The following is a 23,880-nucleotide window of genomic DNA, read 5'->3' as shown; positions in this document are numbered from 1 at the left end:
AATGAAAAGAAAGTATTCATACATAGGTCTCTCCCTAATCATTTTGGTTTTTGGAATTATTTTTATTCCCAAAATTGTGAAAACTATTACTAGTGATGAGGTAGTAAAGGCTGATAGATTGAATGTGAAAGGCGCTGAAAAGAGATCTAATACCAATAAGAAACTAGCCTATATAGAAATTAATGGTAGAAAGAAAAAAGCTCCAGATTTTCAATTGGTAAATCAGGATGGTGATAGCGTTTCTAATAAAGATTACCTCGGGAAAGTATATGTCGCCGAATTCTTTTTTACGACCTGTCCTACAATTTGCCCAATAATGAATCAGAATTTGGTGGAGGTTCAGGAAGAATTTAAGGATAAAGAAGATTTTGGAATTGTTTCATTTTCTATAGATCCAAAGCATGATACGCCAGAGGTTTTAAAATCGTATGCTGAAAATTATGGAATAGATCATCCTAACTGGAATTTACTTACCGGTGAAAAAGACTCTATTTACGGACTGGCCAATGGAGGCTTTAATATATATGCGGGAGAAGATAGCGATGTTCCCGGTGGTTTTGCACACCAGGGCTTGTTCGCACTTGTAGATAAAGAAGGTTATATTAGGTCTCGCCTGGATAGATTTGGAAACCCAATAATATACTACCGCGGTTCGGTAGAGAGAAACAAATCTGTAGTGGAAGGTGAAGAGGAACCACAAATTGATATTTTAATCGAGGATATTAAAAAATTACTGTGAAAAGAACATTGACGAAAATTGATAAAGTTGCGGTGCCCGTAATAATTGCGCTATCTGTATTGGTGCCTATTATAGTGCTAATTTTAATGTATTTGCCTGAGCGCTATAATATTTTTGGCACTCAAACCGGAACCTTTCCGTTCTTTCACGCCGTTTTAAATGGCTCCACTGCCATTCTTTTGATGCTTGGTTATTTCTTTATGAGCATCAAGGAATATAAATTGCACCGAAACACCATGATTACTGCCTTTGGGCTTTCGGCTATATTTTTAGTGAGCTATGTGATCTCAAAAATCAGTAACGATCCTGTGCCTTATGGCGGGGAAGGTATTCTGCGACCTGTTTATTTCTTTATCCTTATTACTCATATTGTGCTTTCGGCTATTATTGTGCCTTTAGTTCTTTTCACGATGTATCGCGGTTTGACCGGCGAATATAAAAAGCACGCAAAAATAGCTCGCTGGACGTTTCCTATTTGGCTATATGTGGCAATTACCGGGGTTTTGGTTTATATTTTTATGTGGCCATATTATTAAAATAATTGTTTCTGAGAAGATCAAGTCATAACAGCTCTAATTGCTGAATGTAAACATCTTAGGAGTAAGCGTACAAAACATCATTATTGAAGAATATAGCTTGATTTGGAGGCCGGCCTCGTGGCATTTAATCTCGATTATCGAGTAAAATTTCTTAACTTTGCATTCAGAAATTATCGCTATGAAAATCAGGTTTTTATTTCTTATTTTCCTCTTACTTTTGCTTCCTGAGATAGCAGAAGCGCAATGCTCCATGTGTCGGGCAGTCCTGGAAAGTGATACCGATCAAAGCGCCGCAAAAGGTATTAATGACGGGATTCTTTACCTTATGGCCTTTCCTTATCTTTTGGTTGGCGGCTTAGGCTATTATATATATCGCACCCGTAAAAAAGCCAAAAAATCTGGGGAAGCTTAAACAACTTCAAAATATTTTCTTAATTAAACTGTAACTTTTTCTCTTTCGCAGAGTCTTATGGGTGACGCTTTTCAATAAAAAGTTAGCAACCTGTAATTTCATTGCGATGATAGAAATTAAAGATCTTCATAAATCCTATAAAATGGGTAGTAACTCACTACACGTTTTAAAAGGAATTAATTTTAGCGTAGCCGAAGGAGAACTCGTTTCTATTATGGGGTCTTCTGGATCAGGTAAATCTACCCTTTTGAACATTCTTGGAATGCTTGATGAAGCAGATTTAGGCTCTTATACCCTGGATGGCGTTCCCATTAAAAATCTAAATGAAAAAATAGCCGCTCGCTACCGTAATAAGTTTTTGGGTTTCATTTTTCAGTCTTTCAATCTTATTTCTTATAAAAATGCCTTGGATAATGTAGCGCTTCCGTTGTATTACCAGGGAATTAAACGTGGCGAACGCGTAGATAAAGCCATGGCATATCTGGAAAAAGTTGGTCTTTCCGACTGGGCGGGACATTTGCCAAATGAACTTTCCGGAGGGCAAAAACAGCGAGTTGCGATTGCAAGAGCGCTAGCCAGTGATCCAAAAGTTCTTCTTGCCGATGAACCTACCGGAGCATTAGATTCAAAAACATCTTACGAAGTGATGAATCTAATTCAGGAGATCAATGATGAAGGTAGAACAATACTTGTAGTAACTCACGAACCCGATATTGCTGCAATGACAAAGAGAATCGTCAATTTAAAAGACGGTAAGATAATTCAGGATACCAAGGTTAATCAAGTAAGAGCGCTGGAAAATGTTTGATTTAGAACGTTGGGAAGAGATCTTTGATACGATTCGTAAAAATAAATTACGAACCTTTTTAACCGGGCTTTCTGTAGCTTCGGGGATCTTTATTTTAGTAGTTCTCTTGGGGATTGGTGAAGGGATGCGTAATGGTATTTCACAGGAGTTTGAAAGAGATGCCGCCAATATTATTTATGTTTATACCGGTGTAACTTCTAAAGAATACAAAGGCTTAAACCCGGGTAGGAGGATTCAATTGAAGAATGAAGATTTTGACTACACCGCTCTAAAACACCAGGACGACTTAGAATTTAGATCTTCTATTTTTAGAATTTGGAATGGGATAGTAAACTACGGTAAAGAATCTGGTTCTTACCGTGTAGAAGGTGTTTATCCCGATTATCAATTTCTTGAAAATAGCGGGATGATAGAAGGCCGATTTGTAAATTATAAAGATCACGACAATTTTGAAAAAGTTGTGGTGGTAGGGAATAAAGTTCGAAACGACCTTTTTAAAGATAGTAAAGATCCAATTGGGAAATACGTTCAAATTTCCGGAATAAATTTTAAAGTAATTGGCGTTTATACCGATCCGGGAGGCGAACGGGAAGAAAGTAGGGTTTTTATGCCAATTTCTACCGCTCAACGTGTTTTTGGTGGTGGTAACAATATTGCCAATATGGCGTTTACCTTAGAGCCCGAAGACAATTTTCAAGCTGCTCTCGCTGCTTCTAATCGGTTTACCACCGATGTTGAAAATCAACTTAAAGAAACACATACTATAGCTCCAGATGATGAAAGTGCGGTAAGCATTAATAATTCCCTGGAAAATGCGAAGCGTTTCTACGATCTTATGGATATGATAAAATTCTTCTTTTGGGGTGTGGGTATTTGTACCATTATCGCCGGGGTTGTGGGTGTCAGTAACATTATGCTCATTATCGTAAAAGAAAGAACCCGGGAAATAGGAATTCGAAAAGCACTGGGGGCAGAGCCACTTTCTATCATTGGAATGGTATTGCACGAATCTATTTTTGTAACTGCAATTGCCGGGTTTATTGGCTTAATTGCCAGCTTACTGTTGCTGGAATTCGTGGGGCCGCTTATAGAAACCCAGTATATTGCTAATCCTGCAGTTAATTTTAATGTAGCGCTTACTACCGTTTTTATTTTAGTTATTGCCGGTGCTATTGCCGGATTTTTTCCTGCCTGGAGGGCTGCGAGAATTAAACCTATTGTAGCATTAAGAGACGAATAATATGTTTAGCAGGGATAAATGGAGCGAAATAATTGAAGCACTAAGTTCTAACTGGTTTAGAACTCTACTAACTGCTTTTGGGGTGATGTGGGGAATCTTTATCCTTGTAATCCTACTTGCTGCCGGAAAAGGCCTTGAAAATGGCGTAAAAAAAGGATTTGGAGGTATTGCGACCAATACCATGTTCATGTGGACGCAAACTCCGTCTAAACCATATAAAGGCTTGCCTAAAGGTCGAAACTATAATTTTAAAACAGGAGATGTTGAAGCGCTTAGAGAAAATGTACCGGGACTTCGGTTTATTTCTCCAAGAAACCAATTAGGAGGTTTTGGCGGAAATAATAATGTGGTGCGGGGGCTTCAAACCGGGGCTTTCAACGTTTATGGCGATTATCCCGAGATCATTCAGCAGGAACCTATGGATGTGACTGCCGGAAGGTTTATCAATTATCTCGATATCGAGGAAAAACGTAAAGTTGCCATAATTGGAGAAGGGGTTAGACGCGAACTTTATGAAAAAGATGAAGAGGTTTTGGGGACCTATCTTAAAATAAATGGTGTCAATTTTATGGTAATAGGCACTTATAAGAAAAAAGGCGGTGGCGGAGGAAATGCAGAAGAAGCTCAAAAAGAAATCTATGTGCCATTTACTGCGTTTTCCCAGGCATTTAATATGGGCGATACCGTAGGTTGGATGGCGATTACCGCTAACGATGAAAATTCTATCACCAGTTTAAAATCACGTATTCTGGATCTTATAAAAAGCAGGCATTCTATTCATCCCGAAGATGACCGTGCTGTTGGGAATTTTGATTTATATGAGGAATTCAACAAAATAAACGGTTTGTTCGTGGCGCTAAAAGCAGTCGCCTATTTTGTAGGTATTCTTGTTTTGCTTTCCGGTATTATTGGGATTAGTAATATTATGCTTATCGTGGTAAAAGAAAGAACCAACGAGATTGGGGTAAGACGAGCTCTTGGGGCTACGCCCTGGTCTATTAGGGGACAAATATTAATGGAATCTATTTTCCTGACTATTATTTCGGGAATGGCCGGGATCATTTTCGCAACTGGAATAATTGCAGCAGTAAATTATGCTTTAAGCGGAATGGATACCTCAGAAATGATGTTTGCTAACCCAAGTGTAGATTTGGGTGTAGTGCTTACCGCACTGGTAATTTTAGTATGCTCAGGTTTATTGGCAGGGCTTATTCCGGCGCAAAATGCGATTAAAATAAAGCCTGTAGATGCCCTTAGAACCGAATAAAAAGAAAAAGTAAAGAAGACAAATACAATCAAAAAATGAAACCAGCATGATGCTGGACACAATAATGAGTAAAACAGGGAAATGATTTTAAACCTGTGATAATTTTCCAATTATGAGTCAAAAAATAACCAGATGAAAAAAATAGTTACCATTTCAATTTTAGTTCTAATCGCCGTCGTTTTTGTAGGTGCGTTATACTATTTGTTTCAGAAAAACCAGGAGGATCCCACGGTTTATGAAACCGAGCAGGCTTCAGTAGAAACCATCGTTAAAAAAACTGTGGCTACGGGAAATATTGTTCCGAAAGAAGAGGTGCTTATTAAGCCTAATATTTCAGGAATTATAGACGAAATATATATTGAAGCCGGCGAGAAAGTGAAGGCTGGAGATCTTATCGCAAAAATACGCGTAATCCCAAATGTAAATTCATTGCAAAGCGCGAAAGATGCCGTAGCTACTGCTAAGATCAATTTAGATAATGAGAAAAAAACCTTTGAAAGACAAAAATCTTTGTTTGAAAAAGGAGTGATCTCTCAAAACGATTTTGACAATGCAGAAGCCAATTATAAAAGGATGCAGCAAAACTTTCGTTCTGCAGAACAGAATTTCGAAATTGTCCAAACAGGAACCACTAGTGGTATTGGTAGTGCTGCCAATACGCTTATTCGCTCTACAGTAGATGGGATGGTGCTGGATGTTCCCGTTAAGGTAGGAAACCAGGTGATTGAAAGCAATAACTTTAATGACGGTACAACTTTAGCAACTCTAGCCGATGTAAACGAAATGATTTTTGAAGGAAAAGTTGATGAAAGTGAAGTGGGGAAAATTAAAGAAGATTTACCGCTAGAAGTAACGGTAGGCGCTATAGAGAATAAAACTTTTAATGCAGTTTTAGATTATATCGCTCCAAAAGGGGTTGATGAAAATGGAGCTATTCAATTTGAGATTAAAGGAACTTTAGATAAAGCAGATACAACTTTTATTCGTGCCGGTTTAAGCGCGAACGCCTCTATTATTTTAGATAGGGCAGAAGAGGTTCTGGCAATTAAAGAAGCTTTAGTACAATTTGATCCTAAAACGCAAGAGCCATTTGTAGAAGTAGAAACCGGAGATCAGCAATTTGAAAGAAGGAATTTGGAATTAGGAATTAGCGATGGAATTCAGGTTGAAGTGAAAAATGGTATTTCTAAAGACGATAAAATTAAGGTTTGGAACAAAGTACAACCTAGTCCGGAATTCGCCGGCAGATAGATTTTTATTTCAAAATGTAACAAGTTTAGAATTTCACAGACTCATCAACTACAATTCCGATTATGAAAAAATACAGCTTACTAACCATATTTTTATTTTCTGCTTTATTCGTAAAAGCCCAGGAAAATAAGGCCTGGACACTTCAGGAATGTGTGAACTACGCAATAGAGAATAATATTTCAGTAAAACAAAGCGAGCTCGATGTAGAACTTGCCGAGTTAGGAAAAAGGGATGCAATTGGTAATTTCTTACCAAATGTAAATGCTTCTGCAACCAACTCCTGGAATACCGGTCTTACCCAGAATGTAACTACCGGGGTGCTGCAAACACAAACTACCCGAAACTTTTCTGCAGGCGTTACTGCCAGCGTAAATCTTTTTGACGGGCTTAGGAATTTTAAGCAGTTACAGCGCGCAAAAATATCAAAACTTGCCAGCCAGTATGCACTTGATAAAATGAAGGATGATATCACGCTCTTTGTAGCCGATTCTTATTTACAAGTGCTCTTTAATAAGCAAAACCTGGAAATTCTTAAAATGCAAAATGAAGTTACCGGGGAGCAAATGGAAAGAACAGAGGAGTTGGTAGAAGCCGGTTCCCTTCCGCAAGGCGACCTTCTGGAAATTCAAGCTACATATGCTGATGAGCAACAGCGAATAATCGTTGCTCAAAATAACATTAGAATTTCGCTTATTAGTTTAGCACAAACCCTGCTTATAAAAGATTATGAGAACTTCGATATCGTAGAAACAGGTTATGATATTTTTGGCACCGAAATTTTAGATAATCCGGTAGAGGATATCGTAGCACAAGCAAGAGAAGAAAGATCTGAAATTAAAATTGCTGAAGCTAACAAACAGATTGCCGAAAAAGACGTAGAAATAGCGAAAGGAGCTTATTACCCAAGCGTGGGAGCTTTCTTTAATTATAATACAAGGGAATCTGGCCAGGGAAGAATTGTGGGTGCAGAGCCAGATCCTAACGATCCAACTCGTGAAATTGGAGTGGTAGAAAGTACAGGCGAAATAGTAGTTGCTCCTAATGTTTTAACTACTATTGGAAGTCCATTGCCGTTTTTTGAACAATTACAGCGTAATGATGGTATAACTTATGGCGTGCAGGTTAGTGTGCCAATTTTCAATGGTTTGGCTACCAGGAACCAGGTGAGAAGAAGCCAGGTGAACGCCAGGAGAGCCGAGTATGAATTGGAACAGGCAGAGTTAGATCTTGAGGCCAATGTTTATCAGGCTTATGTAGATGCTGAAGGAGCTTTTGAGGCTTACGAAGCTGCGCTAGTGGCCGCAAATGCACAAGAGCAGGCTTATGAATATGCTACGCAACGTTTTGATGTGGGAATTTCTAATGCTTTTGAATTTAGCCAGGCAAAATTACGATACGAAAACGCACAAAGCGAAGTGCTGAGAACCAAATACGATTACATTTTTAAATTAAAAGTACTTGAATTATATTTTGGAGTACCGGTTACCGATCTTAAATTTTAAATTATGAAGAAAAAGACTCTATTTATAATTATTGGAATTGCTCTTGCGCTTATCCTTTTGCTTATAGTAGGTAAGAAAGCCGGTTGGTTTGGAAAAACCGGTAATTTTAAAGAAGTAGAAATCACCAAAATTGAACCTATTGATATCGTAGAAACTGTTTCGGCTACCGGGAAAATTCAGCCGGAGATCGAAGTAAAACTTTCTTCAGAAGTTTCAGGAGAAATTATTGAACTTCCTGTTGTAGAAGGCCAGGCTGTAGAAAAAGGTGATTTACTGGTTAGGGTAAATCCAGATATTTACCAGTCTAATGTGAATAGAGCCCAGGCCGGTTTAGAAACTTCACGGGCAAATTATGCACAGGCCCAGGCAAGTTTAAAACAAGCTGAAGCAAACTATAACCGAAACAAAAGTCTTTTTGAAAAAGGAGTGATCTCTAAAGCTGAATGGGACCGGGTGGTTTCAGAGTATGAAGTAGCGCAGGCCAATAAGGAATCAGCTTACTACAATATGCAGAGTACAGCGGCTACGGTAAAAGAAGCGACAGATAACCTTGGACGTACCAATATTTATGCACCTATGAGCGGTACCATTTCAAAATTGGATGCCGAATTGGGAGAAAGGGTTGTTGGAACTCAACAAATGGCCGGTACCGAAATTCTTAGGGTGGCTAATCTTACCAATATGGAAGTAGAAGTAGATGTGAATGAAAATGATATTGTAAAGGTCCAGGTTGGAGATTCTACAATTGTTGAGGTTGATGCTTACTTGGGAAAAGAATTTAGAGGAATTGTTACCGAAATTTCCAATTCGGCTGATGCTGCGCTTACCACAGATCAGGTGACTAACTTTAAAGTGAAAGTTCGTATTTTAGAGGAATCATACAAAGATCTATTAGAAGGGAAAGCAGATAATTATTCTCCGTTTAGACCAGGTATGACCGCTACGGTAGATATAATCACCAATAGAAAAGATAATATAATTGGGGTTCCTATTAGTGCAATTGTGATTAAAAACGATACCACAGCAACCGAAAGTACAGATCAAAAATACGAAGCCGTTTTCCTAATGGAAGGAACAAAAGCCGAGCTTAGAAGAGTTACTACCGGAATTCAGGATGATAGCAATATTGAAATTACTGAAGGTTTAACCGAAGGGGAAACCGTGATCACAGGACCATATAATACCGTCACCAAAAGCCTTAAAGAAGGCGATGACGTTGAGGTAACTAATAAATAAATAGAAAAACCCAGGGATTTGGCACTCATACTTTGCTTAGAAACCGCTACCACAAATTGCTCTGTTGCACTTTCAAAAGATGGTGCCCTCTTAGCATTAAAAGAAGACAAGAGCAATAATTATTCGCACGCCGAGAAGTTGCACGTTTTTATAGATGAAATTCTAAAAGAAAACAACTTAGCGGTAGATGATCTAGATGCCATTGCGGTGAGTAAAGGCCCTGGATCTTATACAGGCTTAAGAATAGGAGTTTCTACCGCAAAAGGTCTATGTTTTTCATTGAATATTCCTTTAATATCTATAGCCACCCTGGCCTCTTTAGCCGCGCAGGTTAAACTGCAAAAAGGATTTGTTATTCCGATGCTAGATGCGCGTAGAATGGAAGTTTATTCTACTGTTTTTGATAAAGAGCTGAATGAAATAAGAGAAACTAAAGCTCAAGTTTTAGATGAAAATTCTTTTATAGATTATCTTGAAAAAGATAAAACAGTATTTATAGGAAATGGAGTGGAAAAATTTAAAGCTATTTGTACACATTTCAACGCTGAATTTATTTTAGATAAATTACCATCTGCAAGGGAAATGTGCAGTTTGGCAGAATCCAAATACAAAATAAGCGACACCGAAGATGTCGCTTATTTTGAACCTTATTATTTAAAAGATTTTATTGCTGGTTAATCGGCGGAATTAGTACCGTTATTTTTCGATCTCTTTTCAATAGTTCCATTCATCTTTGTTTGATCATAAAGATAAACATCACGTTGAGGATATGGAATGGTCATACCGGCTTCTTCCAGTCTTATTTTTCCTTCTTCAATCATATACCAGTGAAGGTCCCAGAATTTACTGTTTTCAGCAAAATATCTCACTGAAAAGTTCACCGAATCGGCTCCAAGTTCAGAAACAATAATTTGTGGTGCCGGATCTTTTAGCACGTCGTCCTGCTCTTCTACCAGGTTTCTAAGTACTTCTTTAGCCTTTTTTAAATCATCATCATAAGAAATCCCGAAACTTAGGTTCTCCTTCCTGGTGCCGTTGTAACTGTAATTAATAATATTGTCGTTACTCAATTCACCATTTGGAATTACTGCTCGTTGGTTTCCAAAAGTATCTAATTTGGTGTAAAATAAAGTAACTTCTACTACAGTACCAGAAATGCCTTGAGCTTCTATCCAGTCTCCAACTTTAAAAGGCTTTAAAACAATTATTAAAACACCTCCGGCAAGATTAGAAAGTGATCCCTGCATGGCCAAACCAATTGCCAAACCTGCGGCACCAATTGCAGCTACCAGAGAAGCGCTCTCAACGCCTAGCTGGGTGATGACCAATACAAAAAGTATAATACGTAATCCCCACCTAATCGCATTTAGAGTGAAAACTTCTAAAGTCTTATCGTAATCTTTTTTCTGGAATAATTTATCTACGTATTTAACAATAATGCCAATTACCCATAGGCCAACAATTAGTAGTACTATTGCTCCTATCAAAGTAGGTAAGTAATCAATAAATTTTTCTGCGTATTCTTTAGCAATGGCGCCCCAGTCGTTTAGTTTATCCATAATTTAATTTGTTTTAAAAACAAATTGACCATATTTTTTTTATTTATAATAAATTTCCCTGTTTAATTTTTGTTAAAACTGTTTTAGTCTTTTGATAGATTCTTCCACAGAATTTGAGGGGAGATCACATTTTCCATTACTGCAGATGTAAATTAGATCTTTATCGTTTTTAAACCTATTCCTTAGAATTGATATTTCTGAAGCCTTTACACTACCGGCAAATATGGTATTTGGTAAGAACTGCTGTTCTAATTCTTTTTTTATGGAAATAGCATTTTTACCCGTAATCGCCACTTCATAAAAAGGGTCAGTAAAATTAAGCATCAAATCCAGCCAGTTAGCATAAGATTGCGGATAGGTTTTTATTTGTGGCTGGACTGTTTTAAGCATTTTATTTGCTAAATCATAATATTCCCTGTTTCCAGTGATTTTAGAAACTTTAAATAGATTTTTAGCCATAACCGAATTCGAGGCCGGCAACACATTATCGTTTAATTCGTAATTCCTGGTAATTAAAGCTTCATCTCTTGAAGAAGTGAAATAGAATAATCCGGTTTTTTTATCCTGGAAGTCTTCCATGCAAACCGAAATTAATTGCTCTGAAATTTCCAACCATTTCTCTTCAAAAGTAGCTTCATATAAATTTATAAAGGCTTCGGTGCACAAAACGTAATCTTCCAGGTAAGCATTTATAGAACTTTTCCCATTTTTGAAATTATGCCAAAGCCGATGATCTTTCTTGAACTGATATTTTTGAAGAAATGCCGCATTTTCTAATGCTTTTTCAAGGAATTCTGGTTCCCCAAAAGCTTTATAGGCTTCTACATATCCATTTAGCATTAGGGCGTTCCAGGAAGTCAGACTTTTATCATCCAGTCCCGGTTTTGTTCTTTTATCACGTTCTTGTTTTAGAATTTTTATCCAGTGTTTCTTCTTTTCTTTTAATTCAGGTAAACTAAGATTGAATTCTTCAGAAATCGCTTCGTCACTTTTAGATCGAATAAGAACATAATTGTTGTCCTCCCATTTTCCGAAGGAATTAATATTATAATAAGCTTCGAAAATTGAAAAATCTTTGGTTATTAAATCTTGCAATTGGTCTTTTTTCCACACGTAATAGGCGCCTTCGGTTTTATTCCCGGTTTCATCTTCACTATCGGCATCTAAGGCCGAATAAAACGCTCCGGTACTATCGGTAAGTTCCTCTTTTACAAAATCCAGGGTTTTATAAACCACTTCTTTGTACCATTTATCTTTCGTAGAAGCAAAGGCCTTGCTGTAAAGACTCACCAATTGCCCATTATCATAAAGCATTTTTTCAAAGTGAGGCACATGCCAGCGTTCGTCTACCGAGTATCTTGAGAATCCACCGCCAATATGGTCATAAACTCCACCATAAGAGATTTTATTAAGGCTTAGCAATGATTGCTCAAAGATCTCTTTGTCGTCTTTCTGCACAGCATACCTGAATAAAAAAGACTGATTTACCGGAAGCATAAATTTTGGTGCTCCTTGAGAACCACCATTTTTCCTATCAAATGCTTTTTTCCACTTTTCAAGCATTTTATCTAGAAAAGCTGTAGTGAAAGGAGTTTCTTCCTGGGGAGTTTCAATAAGTTGTAATTGCTGTAGTCCTTCTTCCAGTTTAGAAGCGTACGATTTCATTTCGTCTGGTTTGGTTTGGTATAACCCAGAGAGTTGTTTTAAAGCATCTTTCCACTGCTCTTTTCTAAAATAGGTGCCACCCCAAACCGGTCGCCCGTCTGGTAATGCTACGATATTCATGGGCCAGCCACCCGCTCCGGTCATTACCTGGATAGCATTCATATAAACCTGGTCAACGTCGGGGCGTTCTTCCCGGTCAACTTTTATATTTATAAAATGCTGATTCATAATTTCAGCTACTGCTTCATCTTCAAAACTTTCGTGCTCCATGACGTGGCACCAGTGGCAGGCAGAATAACCAACACTTATAAGTAAAAGTTTATCTTCTTCGCGTGCTTTTTCCAGGCTTTTTGTGTTCCAGGCCTCCCAGTTAACGGGATTATGAGCATGTTGTAAAAGGTAGGGACTGGTTTCGTTAATTAGGTTATTGGTGAATATTGTTTTGGGCATGATTATTTTTTAAATGAAAAACGCTCCTCGGAATCTCAGGGAGCGTTACTAATTTTATAAATGAAAATTAATTGATTTCAAAAGAGATTTTTACATTAACCCTAAATTCGGTAATGTTTTCTCCATTTACAAGTGCACTTTGTTCTTTAACATAAACCGATTTTATATTTTTCACGGTTTTAGCTGCATGTTTTACTGCTTTTTTTGTGGCATCTTCCCAGCTCTCTGTAGAATTCGCCAAAATCTCAATTACCTTTATTATAGACATAACGTGTTGGTTTTAGAATGTTACAAATCAATTCTCTTTTAAAAATACCGAGAAATTCTTCGGAAATAGAGGTGGTTTTAAAAGTAGGGGATTTCACTAGTTGGCATCTTTAAATTTTTATTCATAAAATTCGTTCTGGGTAATTTGTTCTTAATTTTTGCATTACATTTTTTAGGATAATTGAAAAATCTATATGCTAATAAGCTGCATTTAATTAAAGTTTTAATAACCTACGAAAAGATATTTATAGGAAAAATTCGCTGAATTTTGCAGGTTGAAAGGACTTTATTTACATGCAAGATGTTTACTTAATAATTCTGGGACTTTTATTTCTTCTGGCCATTACAGATTTGGTGGTTGGAGTGAGTAACGATGCCATTAATTTTCTAAATTCTGCAGTAGGTTCCAAAGCGGTTTCCCTTCGTTCTATTCTCATTATTGCAAGTTTGGGAGTGGCAGTAGGCGCCATATTTTCCAGCGGATTAATGGAAGTAGCCCGGAAAGGAATTTTTCTTCCGCAGGAATTCTATTTTGAAGAGATCATGGTCATCTTTATGGCTGTAATGCTTACCGATGTTTTACTACTGGATTTTTTCAATTCCCTAGGGCTGCCAACTTCGACCACGGTATCAATTATGTTCGAGCTGCTGGGAGCGGCCGTTAGTATTGCGCTTATAAAGATCTTTAAAACTACTAACGATGTTTCTAGCTTGGTAGATTTTATAAATGTTGACAAAGCTTCTGAAGTTATTTTTGGCATTTTACTGGCTATTGTTATCGCATTCGTAGCCGGCGCGGTTGTTCAGTATTTTTCACGCCTGGTGCTTTCTTTTAAATATGAAAGAAAGCTGAAATATACCGGGGCCATTTTTGGCGGAGTCTCCCTTGCGGCAATTTTCTATTTTATTCTTATTAAAGGGCTAAATAGCCTGGCTTTTGTATCAGATCATTTTGTGGAAGATGTACACAATAATCGCATACAGATCATTATTTTTAGTCTAATAGGCTTCACAATTCTCTCTAAGCTCTTAATAAGTTTTTTTAGGGTGAATATTCTTAAACTCATTGTTATGGTGGGCACCTTTGCGCTAGCACTGGCTTTTGCAGGGAACGATCTTGTTAATTTTATTGGTGTACCCATTGCTGCCTGGCAATCTTATGAAATATGGAGTGCCTCTGGGGTGGCCGCTTCAGAACTATTAATGAGCGATCTGGCCGGTAGTGTTCCCACCCCTGAAATTGTTTTAATTTTTGCTGGAGGAGTTATGGTTCTTACCATTTGGTTTTCTGATAAAGCTAAATCAGTAGTAGATACCGGTGTAAAGTTATCCCGGCAGAATGAAGGTTCAGAACGATTTGGCGCTAATTATTTATCCCGAACAATCGTTAGGTATTCTATGATGTTTGGAAGTGCTGTTTCAGAGGTAATTCCTAAAAAGATTAGAAAAAGAATTGATGCACAATTTGAAACTCCAAAGACTAAAACTACGGGGAGAGAAATTGCACCGCCAGCGTTCGATTTGGTACGGGCATCTGTGAATTTGGTGGTGGCCAGTATCTTGATTTCAATGGGAACTAATTTGCAGCTTCCGCTTTCTACTACTTATGTGACTTTTATGGTTGCGATGGGTACTTCTTTGGCAGATAGGGCCTGGAACCAGGAAAGTGCTGTTTATAGGGTTGCCGGTGTTCTTAATGTTATTGGAGGTTGGTTTGTAACCGCTTTTGTAGCATTTCTTGGAGCAGCGCTTTTCGCTGTGATTATTTATTTTGGCGGACTTATAGCTATTGCTGTCCTTGTTTGTATTACCGCCTTTGTTATTATAAGAAATACGCTATCTCACGCGAAAAAGTCTAAAGCAAATAAACTGCAGAAAAGATATAAACGTACCGATATTATAACCATTAATGAGATTACCGCCGAAAGTTCGGTGAATATCTCGCAGGTGATTTCGGGAATTAAAAAGCGCTACACCAAAACTGTAGATAATTTAGGATATCACGATCTTGGTAAACTTAAGAAGAATAATAAAAAAGTTGGTGAGCTTGAAAGTGAGGTAGACGATCTAAAAGGTAATATTTATTATTTTATAAAATCGCTGGATGAAGATTCGGTGGAAGCGAGCAGGTTTTATATTCATTTGCTGAATTATTTACAGGAAATGGTAAACTCTACCCGATATATTACCCGAAACTCTTTTGAGCACGTAAATAATAACCATAAAAACCTGAAATTTAATCAGATCAGGGATCTGAAAAAGATAGACAAAAAGCTTCAGGAATTATTTTCGGAAATAAAGTACACTTTTGATGAGCACGATTTTGAGCGTTTAGATGATATTCTTGCTGAAAAGCAACAATTGCTCGATATGGTTTCAGAAATGATAGAGAAACAAATTAAACGCATAAGGACTTCAGAAAGCAGTCCTAAAAACACCAAACTTTACTTTGGGCTTTTACTGGAATCTAAAGACCTTATTTCGTCTACGCTTAATTTAGTTCAGTTATTTAGGGAATTCTATGTTGAAGCGAAATCTACGCTTTAGCAGCTTCAGAAATTATCCGTTTACTGCTTCTACGTAATCTACTTTTCCGCGAAGCATATCCCTTAGCATCGTTTCAATTCCGCTTTTAAGCGTCATGGTTGAAGAAGGGCAGCCACTGCAGGCTCCCTGAAGAATAACTTTTACGGTTTTGTTTTCAGAATTGTAGGAATCAAAAAGGATATTTCCACCATCACTGGCAACAGCGGGTTTAATGTATTCATCCAAAATCGCGATAACCTGTTTTGACGTATCATCCAGGTCTTTAATTTCCTGGCTTACCTCTGGATTTGCCGGGTGGGTTGATGCTTCTGTTTGTTGAGGTACTGAAGCTTCGGCTTTTAAAACCTCTTTCCCATCCTGCAGGTAATTAGTGATGAATTCTCTTAACTCCAGGGTGATTTCTTCCCATTGAGCAACATCATATTTGTGGATAGAAACGTAATTAGAATCTATAAATACTGCTTTTACAAAAGGGAAATGAAAAAGTTGTTGCGCAAGTGGCGCATCTTTAGCTTCATCAATATTTTTAAACTCGGCAGTTTTTAAAACCAGTTTTTTATTAGCTACAAACTTCATTACGCCCGGGTTTGGAGTGCTTTCAGCATACACCGTAACCGGAACATTTTTTGTTTGATCTGCATCTTCCTTAATCACCACACCATCTTTATTTAGAAAATCTTCTATTTGGGCGGCAACTTCTTCCTGCACATCATCCCATTCTACGATATCATATTTTTCTATCGCGATGAAATTTTGAGCGATGTAAACCGTTTTTACAAACGGTAGGTAAAACAATTGCTGTGCTAATGGAGATTTAGCTGCTTCATCTATATTATTAAACTCGTAATTTTCGTGACGGGTTAAAAATTTGTTGGTTTCAAATTTTATGATTCCCGGTTTATTTGTGCCTTGTATATTTATAGTGAAATTGCTCATATCAATTTTTTTGCAAAAGTACTAAAGAAAACTTAGTTAATCTATATCTTTACCTTTCTTATGGGGATTAGAACTTTATTTATCAGGTGTTTTAAAGCTAGCCAAATTTCGATGGCTGCAAAAATCATTTTTATAATACTATTTGGTTTTTTACTGAATTCCTCAGCAAAAGCACAGGAAGTAATTCCCATTTATTCAGATTACCTAACCGATAACCTTTATCTTATTCATCCTTCCATGGCTGGTGCGGCCGATAGAAATCAAATAAGACTTACGGCCAGACAGCAATGGTTTGACGTTGAGAATGCTCCCAGCTTACAGACACTGGCTGTAAATGGCAGACTGGGAGACAAGCTTGGTGTTGGAGGAATTGTTTTTAATGACCAAAATGGTAATTTCTCTAAGATTGGGGCTTATGGAACGGTGGCTTATCATTTACATTTCGCCAGAAATGAATTTCTAAATCAGCTTTCCTTTGGAATTAGCGCCGGGATTATTCAGCATAGATTAGATCAAAGTGGGTTTACCGAATTTGATCCTATTGTAAGCGGGAGTAATGTTTCTGACATCTTCGGAAATATGGATATTGGTATGTCTTATTATTATCTGGATTTTTTTGCGCACTTGGCGGCTAAGAATATAATTTCTGTAAGACGCGAACTTTTCTATTCTGACGCAGTGCCGAGCAATCAGCGTAAATATTTATTCTCTACGGGTTATGTTTTTGATAATAATAATGATTGGAGTTATGAGCCTTCAATTTTATTTCAGCTACGAGAAGCCACCAATGAAATGAATATTGATTTAAATATGAAAGTGTATCGGGAAGTTGATTTCGGGCAACTATGGGGCGGACTTTCTTATAGAAATAGTTTCGAAGGAGCCGAGTACACTGCTGAAGGTAATGCAATTGAAAGTCAAAAGTTGCAGTACATTACTCCATTTATAGGTTTAGATTATAATAATTTTATGTTTGGTTATACTTTTAGCTACCAGTTCAACTCGGTAGTATTAAGCAATAATGGCTTCCACCAAATCACTATAGGATATAATTTTGGAAAGAGTAGATGGCGATGGGAGAAAAATGTCCCGGCAGTTAATTATTAGAAATCCAAATAGCTTACTTTATAATCATATTTTACGGCTTCAGTTAAATTTTCAAGCACCTTCGGATTAGTGTTGCTGAAAAATTCTGGGATAGGTCTTTCTCCTGGTTCTTCCTTCAGCAATAAATTATTTAATTCAAGAATAGATTTTGTTTGTCTTGCCACGGCCTCTCCCGAATCTATAATAATTACTTCCTTAGGCAGCAATTCTTTGAGTATAGGAATAAGGTATGGATAGTGACTGCAACCCAGCACCAGGTAGTCTATTTTATTTACAAAAAATGGTTCCAGTAATTTAAGCAAAAGACTTTTCATCTGAGGGGAATCCAGTTCTCCTGCTTCAATAAGCTCTACCAGGCCACGACCTTCAATTTCTACCACATTGATATTTCTTGCATAAAAATCTGAAGTCTGGGAAAAAAGAGTGCTGGTTAGCGTCCCGCGGGTGGCGAGTATGCCTATGGTTTTTGATTTTGATTTTAAAGCAGCCGGTTTAATTGCCGGTTCAATGCCTATAAAAGGAATGGAATATTCATTTCTTAAATCCTTAATAGCATTGGTAGTGGCAGTATTACAGGCAACAACAATAATCTTGGCGCCCATATCCAGCAACTTCTCCGTGTTTTTCCGGCTAAGATTTTTAATCTCTTCAATAGGCTTTTCTCCGTAGGGTGCATTCTTGCTATCGGCCAGGTAAATAGTCTTTTCAAAAGGAAGTAACTCGTGAATTTCCTTCCAAATAGAAGTTCCTCCAACACCAGAATCAAATATACCTATAGGTTGCGAATTGCTCATTAGTACAAAAATAAAAACTGCGCCTTAATGGGGCGCAGTTTTTACTCTTTATTTATATGTATTGGGTGAAAATTACATTCCCAATTCAGCTTTTACATCAGCCATAAGATCTTTACCATCGGCAAGGATTACTCCTGTTCCTGTAGTAGAATCTAATACATAGTCAAAACCTTGTTCTCTGGCTACTTTCTGGATAGCTTCACGAGCTTTTTCAATCACCGGTCTAATTAGATCGTTTTCTTTCTTTTGAAGCTCCTGTCTTGCTCTCTGGCTATGTTCCTGAATTCTTCTTTCAGTTGCCTGAAGTTCACTTGCTCTTTTTGCGTTTTCCTCTTCTGTTACTGTTTCAGCTTCAGATTGGTAACGTTGCATTGTGTTTTGAGCTTCGGTAAGCATATCTTTAATCTCAGCATCGTAAGTTTTCTCTAACTTTTCAAGTTGAGACATTGCATCTTTATAAGCAGGCATAGTTTCTACCAATTCCTGGGTAGCGATGTGGGCAACTTTACTCTGTGCGTTTGCAAATGTAGTAGCTCCTAAGGTTAATGCAAGGGCTATAAAAAGTGTTTTGAATTGTTTCATTTTAATTGATATTAATTGTTTAAGTATTAAGGTTTAAAATTATTTAGTTTATCGTGTCTTTTCTTGCTCGTGCCGCTTCAATAGAATCTCTTTTTTGTTGTCTTTCTTTTAAAATTCTTTCTCTGCGTTCTTCAAATGCTCTTTGTCTTGCTTCTTTAATAGAATCCTGTTTTCTCCTTCTTTCTTCTATTAAGGCCTGGCGCTCACTTTTGCGATCCTCAAAGGCCTGTTCTCTCGCACTTAGTTCTTCGTCTTCTTCTGCTGTGCGCGCTTCTGCTCTTTCCAGCTCCCGTTCTTCCTGTTTTGTCTCAATTTGTCTTCGGTTAGAAGCTCTATTGATGCTTCTTAAAACCTGGTCACTCAAGTCAAAACGGTTTTTTGCGAAAAGCATTCCAGATTCAGAATTTCTATCAAATATAAAATCGAAATCCCTTGTTTCGGCTATTTCCTGAACCGCTGTGAAAACCTGATCCTGAATGGGCTTTATTAATTGTCGCTTCTGAATCATATAGTCACCTTTTGGACCAAAACGCTTCTGCTCATAATCTGTTGCCTGTTCCTGCTGATATGCGATCTCTTCTTCCCGTTCCTCAATAAGTTCAGGAGTAAGTAGCGCACGTTCATTTTGCAGGCTGGTTTTCATTTCATTAATTTCTTTCCGCTTCTGCTCAATTTCATTTTGCCATTCCTTAACTCTCTGGTCTAATTGAGTTGAAGCTTGCTGATATTCGGGAACATTTTCCAGGATATACTCCATATCCACATAACCTATGTTTATTGGTTTTTGGGCATTTGCGCCGAAACCAATCAAGATAAAAAGTGTGAATAAAAATGTTCTTTTAAGCATACTTAAATCGAATATAGAAAATATCGTGCCAAATTAAAATTGCTGTCCAATTATGAAATGTGTTTCCCATCCATTGGCTCCCGGTATTCCCTGGATAGAATCGAATCCATATCCAAAGTCTATACCAAGTAAACCAAAGGCTGGCATAAAGATTCTTAAACCTGCACCGGCCGACCTGTTAAGTTGGAAAGGGTTGAAATCCCTGAAGTTATCGTAAGATGCACCACCTTCTAAAAAGGTTAGGGCGTAAATAGATGCTGAAGGTTTAAGCGTTATAGGATATCTAAGCTCTAAAGAATATTTGTTGTAGATAGTAGCACCATCATCATTTACCCCTGTAGGGCGATCTAAAGGTACTACAGATTGGTTTGGATAACCTCTTAACTGAATAGTTTCTCTACCATCTAAACTAAATGCTCCAAGACCGTCACCACCAAGAAAGAATCTTTCAAAAGGAGGAACTCCACGATCGTTGTTGTATGCTCCAAGGAATCCGTATTCTGCGTTGGTTCTTAGTACAAGCTTATCGTAAATTTGGGTATACCATTCTCCACTAAACTTAACTTTATAGAATTCCAGCCAGTTAAATTTCTTCTGGTCTATTTTACGTTGATCCCCAACAGCATTCTCAGGAGTTACCCTGTCGCCCTGTTGATTGATAAGATTACCGTTTTCATCTTCTAACTGGTATTCTCTATCTTCGGCTAAATTAGCGTAATCTACACCATTCCAAAGAGAGTATGGAGGCGTGAATTTAGCAGTGATCTTAAACTTAGAACCTCCCGTTGGGAAAATTGGATTTACATAAGTGTTATCTCTTGTAAGTCCTAAAGTATAGGTGAAGTTGTTAGAGTGACCATCACCAAAAGTAAATAAACCTGTGTTATAATTATTTAGGTTATAACGTTGAAAGCCTAAAGAGTGAGATACTGTGATATAAGGGTCTGGCACGGTTAAACGTTTAGCCAAACCAACATTTACCCCAAGAATATCAAAACTTCTGCTTCTATCTGCTTCTCTGTTTATATAATCGAATAAAAATTGTCTCGTATAAGAGAATGAAGTTTGAAGACTTACCGGCTTTTTACCGCCTAACCAGGGTTCCATAAATGAAAGGCTGTAGGTTTGGTAAAAAGTACTGGCCTGGGCTCTAAGAGAAAGAGTTTGCCCATCTCCCATAGGTACCGGTTTGTAAGCTTCTTTGTCAAAAATTCCCGATAACGAGAAGTTGTTAAAAGAAAGCCCTAAAGTACCAATAAAGCCTCCACCGCCATAACCACCTTGTAGTTCTATTTGGCTGGCACCAGCTTCTACAACAGAGTATTCAAGATCTAAAGTACCCGATTGTGGATCTGGATCTACGAATTTTGGTTCTAGCTGTTCTGCATCGAAAAAGCCAAGCTGCCCAAGTTCTCTTACCGTATTTACAACATCTTCCTGGCTATATTTTTGTCCCGGTTTAGTTCTTAATTCCCGGTAAATAACGTGATCTTTGGTTTTATCGTTTCCGGTTACTCTAATGTTATTGAAATAGGCTTCTTTACCTTCAACAATTCTAATTTCAAAGTCTATGGTGTCGTTGTAAACATTGGTTTCTACAAGGTTGATAGTAGAAAATAAGTAACCGTTGTTTTTGTATAGGTTAGAAAGATCTTCTCCATCTGGTTTAGTTTGATCGGCGATTCTTTTGTCTAGAAGAACCCCATTATAAACATCACCCTTTTTTATTCCCAGAACACGTTCTAGTTGAGCATCTGTATAAACTGAATTCCCCAGGTAATCAATATCTCCAATATAATATTGATCTCCTTCTTCAATTTTAAGGTTTAAAGCAATTGTTTCATCATCAATTTCAACTAGAGAATCTGTTACGATCCTTGCATCGCGATAACCGCTTTCCTTATATTTATCTATTAGGTTTTCTTTGTCTTCCTGGTAGTCTGCTCTAACAAATTTAGATCTTTTCCAGAAGCGAATAATGTTCTTCTGTTTGGTGTTTTTCATAGACCTTCTAAGCTTGGCGTCAGAAAATTTTTCGTTGCCTGTAAAATTGATATCAGCAATCTTTACACGATCGCCCTGGTCTATATCTATAAGCATGTTGACCAGGTTGGTGTTAGCCGTAGTATCGGTAACTTCGCTGGTGCTTATTTTTGCATTAGCATTAAAATATCCTTCTTTACGATATTTGCTTTCAATATAATTCTTGGTGGTAGTAATAAGGTTTTCTGAAACCTTAGCGCCGGTTCTCAGTTTATTTTCCTTAATAATTTCTTCCTGTTCCCGCTTTTTAAGGCCGGTAACTTTAACTTTATTTAGTTTTGGAACTTCCTGGATTTCAATTTCCAGGTCTGCAACATTGCCATCGCTTACATTGGTAATGTAAAAATTGATGTCGCTAAATTGATCAATATCCCAAAGTTTATTGATCACGTTACTAATTTTATCTCCGGGAATATATATTTCTTCCCCTTTTTTTAAACCGGTATAAGCAATTACAGTTTGTTCGTTAAAACTAACGGTCCCCGTAACTTTAATATCTCCAATTATATATTTTTTGCCATCTGCTAATGGTAAGCCCTGAGCTTGTGAAGAAATGCTAAAAATTAAACTACATGCTACTGCCAGAAGGCTAAATACTTTCTTCGTCATGAATGCGCTAACTAAGTTGCTCACTGGTTTTTCCAAATCGTCTTTCTCTATTTTGATAATTGTAAATGGCTTCAAAAAGATTTTCTTTTCTAAAATCTGGCCATAAAGTTTTTGTAAAATATAATTCTGCGTAAGCAATTTGCCATAATAGGAAATTGCTAATGCGTTGTTCTCCGCTGGTTCTGATTAATAAATCTACCTCCGGAAAATTTCGGGTGTAAAGATGCTGATTTATAACCGATTCATCAATAGCATCGGCGGTTATTTCATTATTTTTAACTTTCAGGCTAATTTCACGTATTGCAGAAGTTAATTCTTCCCGTGAACCGTAGCTAAGCGCAAGGTTAAGCACCATGCGATCGTTAGTCCTGGTTTTCTCTATAACCTCGTTGAGTTCCCGAAATACTTTCTTCGGAAGGGTTTTTAAATTCCCTATCGCGTTTAGCCGAATATTATTTTTCTGAAGTGTCTTTATTTCCTTTTTTAAAGAGGAAACCAGTAAGCGCATTAAAGTATCTACTTCTAATTTTGGGCGATTCCAATTTTCAGTAGAAAAAGCATAAAGGGTTAAATGTTCAATACCAATTTCGGCTGAAGCTTCTACAACATCGCGAACAGCGGTAGTGCCTTCTTCGTGCCCCGCGGCCCTTAAAAAGCCTTTTTTTCGCGCCCACCGTCCATTGCCATCCATAATTATGGCAATATGTTTTGGTAGTTTTTTAAGGTCTATGTTGTCTTTGTAATTCATATTAAAATCGGCTATAGCAAGGTTCTCTTCCCCACGAAAAGGTAAAATTCACCCCTGTGAATACATACCAATCGTTGGTGTTTCTATTTCCGAATTCCCTTCTGGGCATTCTATTTCCAAAAATTTCTTCTGGCCAGCTTCCGTCTAAATTATCGGTAAACGTATAGCGTACGCCCACTTCCAATGCACCAACAATATGGCGTGTAATACTTTCTTTGTAGCCAAAAACCACCGGAATCGCAAAATCCCAGTTGGCTCCCTGGTTCTCCAATTCCCCGTTAGGGAAATCGGCACTTAGTAATAAGTGGTCGGCTCTAAAATATGTTATTCCGGTATAAAGATAAGGAGTACTTTGCGGGTGACCTTCGTGAAGATCAAAACTCCAGAAATTAAATTCTATGCCAAGGGAAGCTTCTGCGATAGTATTGCTAAAAGAATAGCCTCTGCTCGCTCTTCTGGGATCATTAGAATCGGCATCATCGGCATTTATTTCAGCATATAAAAGCGAAAATCGAAAAGCGTGACGTGGGCTGCGATTCCATTTTAGGAGGGCGCCGCCAACCAGGCTATTTGGAAGTACAAAATTGGTTCGGCCTACATCACCAATGTAATTAGCGCCACCAATATATGGTCCTACTTCAAATGTTTGTGAATTTGTTTTTGGGGCAAAAACAAGCAAGATTACTACAACTAATATGTACCTCATAGGTTTTCAAAAGTTTGCAAATATAA

22 protein-coding genes are annotated in these 23,880 nt (G+C 37.5%); 12 read left to right on the top strand and 10 right to left on the bottom strand.

Going from position 1 to position 23,880, the window contains the following annotated elements; genetic code table 11:
• Position 1 precedes the first annotated feature (1 nt).
• The 10 genes from APB85_RS03695 to tsaB all read left to right on the top strand — a co-directional run bounded on the left by APB85_RS03695 (position 2) and on the right by tsaB (position 9,672).
• Positions 2-739 (top strand): SCO family protein, encoded by a 738-nt coding sequence (locus APB85_RS03695; RefSeq protein ID WP_057482886.1) that lies wholly within the window; start codon positions 2-4, stop codon positions 737-739.
• Positions 736-1,275 (top strand): DUF420 domain-containing protein, encoded by a 540-nt coding sequence (locus tag APB85_RS03690; RefSeq protein WP_057482887.1) that lies wholly within the window; start codon positions 736-738, stop codon positions 1,273-1,275. The genes APB85_RS03695 and APB85_RS03690 overlap by 4 nt, the downstream gene beginning before the upstream one ends.
• Positions 1,276-1,435: 160 nt before the next feature.
• The gene (locus APB85_RS03685; protein ID WP_373295152.1) at positions 1,436-1,690 is read left to right on the top strand and encodes a hypothetical protein; all 255 of its coding nucleotides are present in this window, start codon (positions 1,436-1,438) and stop codon (positions 1,688-1,690) included.
• 106 nt (positions 1,691-1,796) lie between these two features.
• Entirely contained in the window at positions 1,797-2,498 is a 702-nt protein-coding gene (locus tag APB85_RS03680; protein WP_057482889.1) for an ABC transporter ATP-binding protein, read from the top strand.
• Entirely contained in the window at positions 2,491-3,738 is a 1,248-nt protein-coding gene (locus APB85_RS03675) for an ABC transporter permease (protein WP_057482890.1), read from the top strand. Before APB85_RS03680 ends, APB85_RS03675 begins: the two co-directional genes overlap by 8 nt.
• A 1-nt stretch (position 3,739) precedes the next feature.
• The gene (locus tag APB85_RS03670; RefSeq protein ID WP_057482891.1) at positions 3,740-5,005 is read left to right on the top strand and encodes an ABC transporter permease; all 1,266 of its coding nucleotides are present in this window, start codon (positions 3,740-3,742) and stop codon (positions 5,003-5,005) included.
• A 132-nt stretch (positions 5,006-5,137) separates the two neighbouring features.
• Positions 5,138-6,256 carry an efflux RND transporter periplasmic adaptor subunit gene (locus APB85_RS03665; RefSeq protein WP_103294413.1) on the top strand — a complete coding sequence of 373 codons (1,119 nt, stop codon included), beginning with the start codon at positions 5,138-5,140 and terminating at the stop codon, positions 6,254-6,256.
• Between the two features lie 62 nt (positions 6,257-6,318).
• On the top strand, positions 6,319-7,758 hold the full coding sequence (locus APB85_RS03660) for a TolC family protein (protein ID WP_057482893.1): 1,440 nt from the start codon (positions 6,319-6,321) through the stop codon (positions 7,756-7,758).
• Positions 7,759-7,761: 3 nt separating this feature from the next.
• The gene (locus tag APB85_RS03655) at positions 7,762-8,994 is read left to right on the top strand and encodes an efflux RND transporter periplasmic adaptor subunit (RefSeq protein WP_057482894.1); all 1,233 of its coding nucleotides are present in this window, start codon (positions 7,762-7,764) and stop codon (positions 8,992-8,994) included.
• 18 nt (positions 8,995-9,012) lie between these two features.
• Positions 9,013-9,672: a tRNA (adenosine(37)-N6)-threonylcarbamoyltransferase complex dimerization subunit type 1 TsaB gene (gene tsaB, locus APB85_RS03650; protein ID WP_057482895.1), complete on the top strand. Its 660-nt coding sequence runs from the start codon at positions 9,013-9,015 to the stop codon at positions 9,670-9,672.
• Here tsaB and APB85_RS03645 read toward each other — a convergent pair.
• The 3 genes from APB85_RS03645 to APB85_RS03635 all read right to left on the bottom strand — a co-directional run bounded on the left by APB85_RS03645 (position 9,669) and on the right by APB85_RS03635 (position 12,936).
• On the bottom strand, positions 9,669-10,553 hold the full coding sequence (locus APB85_RS03645) for a mechanosensitive ion channel family protein (protein ID WP_057482896.1): 885 nt from the start codon (positions 10,551-10,553) through the stop codon (positions 9,669-9,671). The genes tsaB and APB85_RS03645 overlap by 4 nt on opposite strands.
• A gap of 72 nt (positions 10,554-10,625) precedes the next feature.
• Positions 10,626-12,668: a thioredoxin domain-containing protein gene (locus APB85_RS03640; protein ID WP_057482897.1), complete on the bottom strand. Its 2,043-nt coding sequence runs from the start codon at positions 12,666-12,668 to the stop codon at positions 10,626-10,628.
• A gap of 67 nt (positions 12,669-12,735) precedes the next feature.
• The gene (locus tag APB85_RS03635) at positions 12,736-12,936 is read right to left on the bottom strand and encodes a dodecin family protein (protein WP_057482898.1); all 201 of its coding nucleotides are present in this window, start codon (positions 12,934-12,936) and stop codon (positions 12,736-12,738) included.
• A 293-nt stretch (positions 12,937-13,229) separates the two neighbouring features.
• Here APB85_RS03635 and APB85_RS03630 point away from each other — a divergent pair, with 293 nt between their 5' ends.
• Positions 13,230-15,482 (top strand): inorganic phosphate transporter, encoded by a 2,253-nt coding sequence (locus APB85_RS03630; protein ID WP_057482899.1) that lies wholly within the window; start codon positions 13,230-13,232, stop codon positions 15,480-15,482.
• 12 nt (positions 15,483-15,494) lie between these two features.
• Here the strand turns inward: APB85_RS03630 and APB85_RS03625 are convergent, their stop codons facing one another.
• Positions 15,495-16,418, bottom strand: a complete 924-nt coding sequence (locus APB85_RS03625; protein WP_057482900.1) for a NifU family protein — start codon at positions 16,416-16,418, stop codon at positions 15,495-15,497.
• Between the two features lie 111 nt (positions 16,419-16,529).
• On the opposite strand from APB85_RS03625, the gene APB85_RS03620 reads away from it, so the two are divergent.
• On the top strand, positions 16,530-17,525 hold the full coding sequence (locus APB85_RS03620; protein WP_057482901.1) for a PorP/SprF family type IX secretion system membrane protein: 996 nt from the start codon (positions 16,530-16,532) through the stop codon (positions 17,523-17,525).
• On the opposite strand, the gene murI is transcribed toward APB85_RS03620, so the two are convergent.
• The 6 genes from murI to porG form a co-directional block, all read right to left on the bottom strand.
• Positions 17,522-18,319, bottom strand: coding sequence for a glutamate racemase (gene murI, locus APB85_RS03615; RefSeq protein WP_057482902.1), 798 nt, complete (start codon positions 18,317-18,319; stop codon positions 17,522-17,524). The genes APB85_RS03620 and murI overlap by 4 nt on opposite strands.
• Before the next feature lie 72 nt (positions 18,320-18,391).
• Positions 18,392-18,901, bottom strand: a complete 510-nt coding sequence (locus APB85_RS03610; RefSeq protein WP_057482903.1) for an OmpH family outer membrane protein — start codon at positions 18,899-18,901, stop codon at positions 18,392-18,394.
• Positions 18,902-18,944: 43 nt separating this feature from the next.
• A complete protein-coding gene (locus APB85_RS03605; RefSeq protein WP_057482904.1) occupies positions 18,945-19,748 on the bottom strand; it encodes an OmpH family outer membrane protein in 804 nt (267 codons plus the stop codon).
• A gap of 33 nt (positions 19,749-19,781) precedes the next feature.
• The gene (locus APB85_RS03600; RefSeq protein ID WP_173636773.1) at positions 19,782-22,400 is read right to left on the bottom strand and encodes a BamA/OMP85 family outer membrane protein; all 2,619 of its coding nucleotides are present in this window, start codon (positions 22,398-22,400) and stop codon (positions 19,782-19,784) included.
• Positions 22,401-22,407: 7 nt separating this feature from the next.
• A complete protein-coding gene (locus tag APB85_RS03595; RefSeq protein ID WP_057482906.1) occupies positions 22,408-23,148 on the bottom strand; it encodes an isoprenyl transferase in 741 nt (246 codons plus the stop codon).
• A gap of 1 nt (position 23,149) precedes the next feature.
• Positions 23,150-23,854, bottom strand: a complete 705-nt coding sequence (porG, locus tag APB85_RS03590) for a type IX secretion system protein PorG (protein WP_057482907.1) — start codon at positions 23,852-23,854, stop codon at positions 23,150-23,152.
• Positions 23,855-23,880: the final 26 nt, after the last annotated feature.

Source organism: Salegentibacter mishustinae (assembly GCF_002900095.1).
GTDB lineage: Bacteria > Bacteroidota > Bacteroidia > Flavobacteriales > Flavobacteriaceae > Salegentibacter > Salegentibacter mishustinae.
Note: the sequence above shows the minus strand (reverse complement) of the source record. Positions and strands in the feature narration are given on the sequence as shown.

What these genes read in the sequence shown, in the direction of transcription:
- APB85_RS03695 (WP_057482886.1), top strand. Translation starts at nt 2, where the DNA reads ATGAAAAGAAAGTATTCATACATAGGTCTCTCCCTAATCATTTTGGTT.
- APB85_RS03680 (WP_057482889.1), top strand. Translation starts at nt 1,797, where the DNA reads ATGATAGAAATTAAAGATCTTCATAAATCCTATAAAATGGGTAGTAAC.
- APB85_RS03675 (WP_057482890.1), top strand. Translation starts at nt 2,491, where the DNA reads ATGTTTGATTTAGAACGTTGGGAAGAGATCTTTGATACGATTCGTAAA.
- APB85_RS03670 (WP_057482891.1), top strand. Translation starts at nt 3,740, where the DNA reads ATGTTTAGCAGGGATAAATGGAGCGAAATAATTGAAGCACTAAGTTCT.
- APB85_RS03665 (WP_103294413.1), top strand. Translation starts at nt 5,138, where the DNA reads ATGAAAAAAATAGTTACCATTTCAATTTTAGTTCTAATCGCCGTCGTT.
- APB85_RS03660 (WP_057482893.1), top strand. Translation starts at nt 6,319, where the DNA reads ATGAAAAAATACAGCTTACTAACCATATTTTTATTTTCTGCTTTATTC.
- APB85_RS03655 (WP_057482894.1), top strand. Translation starts at nt 7,762, where the DNA reads ATGAAGAAAAAGACTCTATTTATAATTATTGGAATTGCTCTTGCGCTT.
- APB85_RS03645 (WP_057482896.1), bottom strand. Translation starts at nt 10,553, where the DNA reads ATGGATAAACTAAACGACTGGGGCGCCATTGCTAAAGAATACGCAGAA.
- APB85_RS03640 (WP_057482897.1), bottom strand. Translation starts at nt 12,668, where the DNA reads ATGCCCAAAACAATATTCACCAATAACCTAATTAACGAAACCAGTCCC.
- APB85_RS03635 (WP_057482898.1), bottom strand. Translation starts at nt 12,936, where the DNA reads ATGTCTATAATAAAGGTAATTGAGATTTTGGCGAATTCTACAGAGAGC.
- APB85_RS03630 (WP_057482899.1), top strand. Translation starts at nt 13,230, where the DNA reads ATGCAAGATGTTTACTTAATAATTCTGGGACTTTTATTTCTTCTGGCC.
- APB85_RS03625 (WP_057482900.1), bottom strand. Translation starts at nt 16,418, where the DNA reads ATGAGCAATTTCACTATAAATATACAAGGCACAAATAAACCGGGAATC.
- APB85_RS03620 (WP_057482901.1), top strand. Translation starts at nt 16,530, where the DNA reads ATGGCTGCAAAAATCATTTTTATAATACTATTTGGTTTTTTACTGAAT.
- murI (WP_057482902.1), bottom strand. Translation starts at nt 18,319, where the DNA reads ATGAGCAATTCGCAACCTATAGGTATATTTGATTCTGGTGTTGGAGGA.
- APB85_RS03610 (WP_057482903.1), bottom strand. Translation starts at nt 18,901, where the DNA reads ATGAAACAATTCAAAACACTTTTTATAGCCCTTGCATTAACCTTAGGA.
- APB85_RS03605 (WP_057482904.1), bottom strand. Translation starts at nt 19,748, where the DNA reads ATGCTTAAAAGAACATTTTTATTCACACTTTTTATCTTGATTGGTTTC.
- APB85_RS03600 (WP_173636773.1), bottom strand. Translation starts at nt 22,400, where the DNA reads ATGACGAAGAAAGTATTTAGCCTTCTGGCAGTAGCATGTAGTTTAATT.
- APB85_RS03595 (WP_057482906.1), bottom strand. Translation starts at nt 23,148, where the DNA reads ATGAATTACAAAGACAACATAGACCTTAAAAAACTACCAAAACATATT.
- porG (WP_057482907.1), bottom strand. Translation starts at nt 23,854, where the DNA reads ATGAGGTACATATTAGTTGTAGTAATCTTGCTTGTTTTTGCCCCAAAA.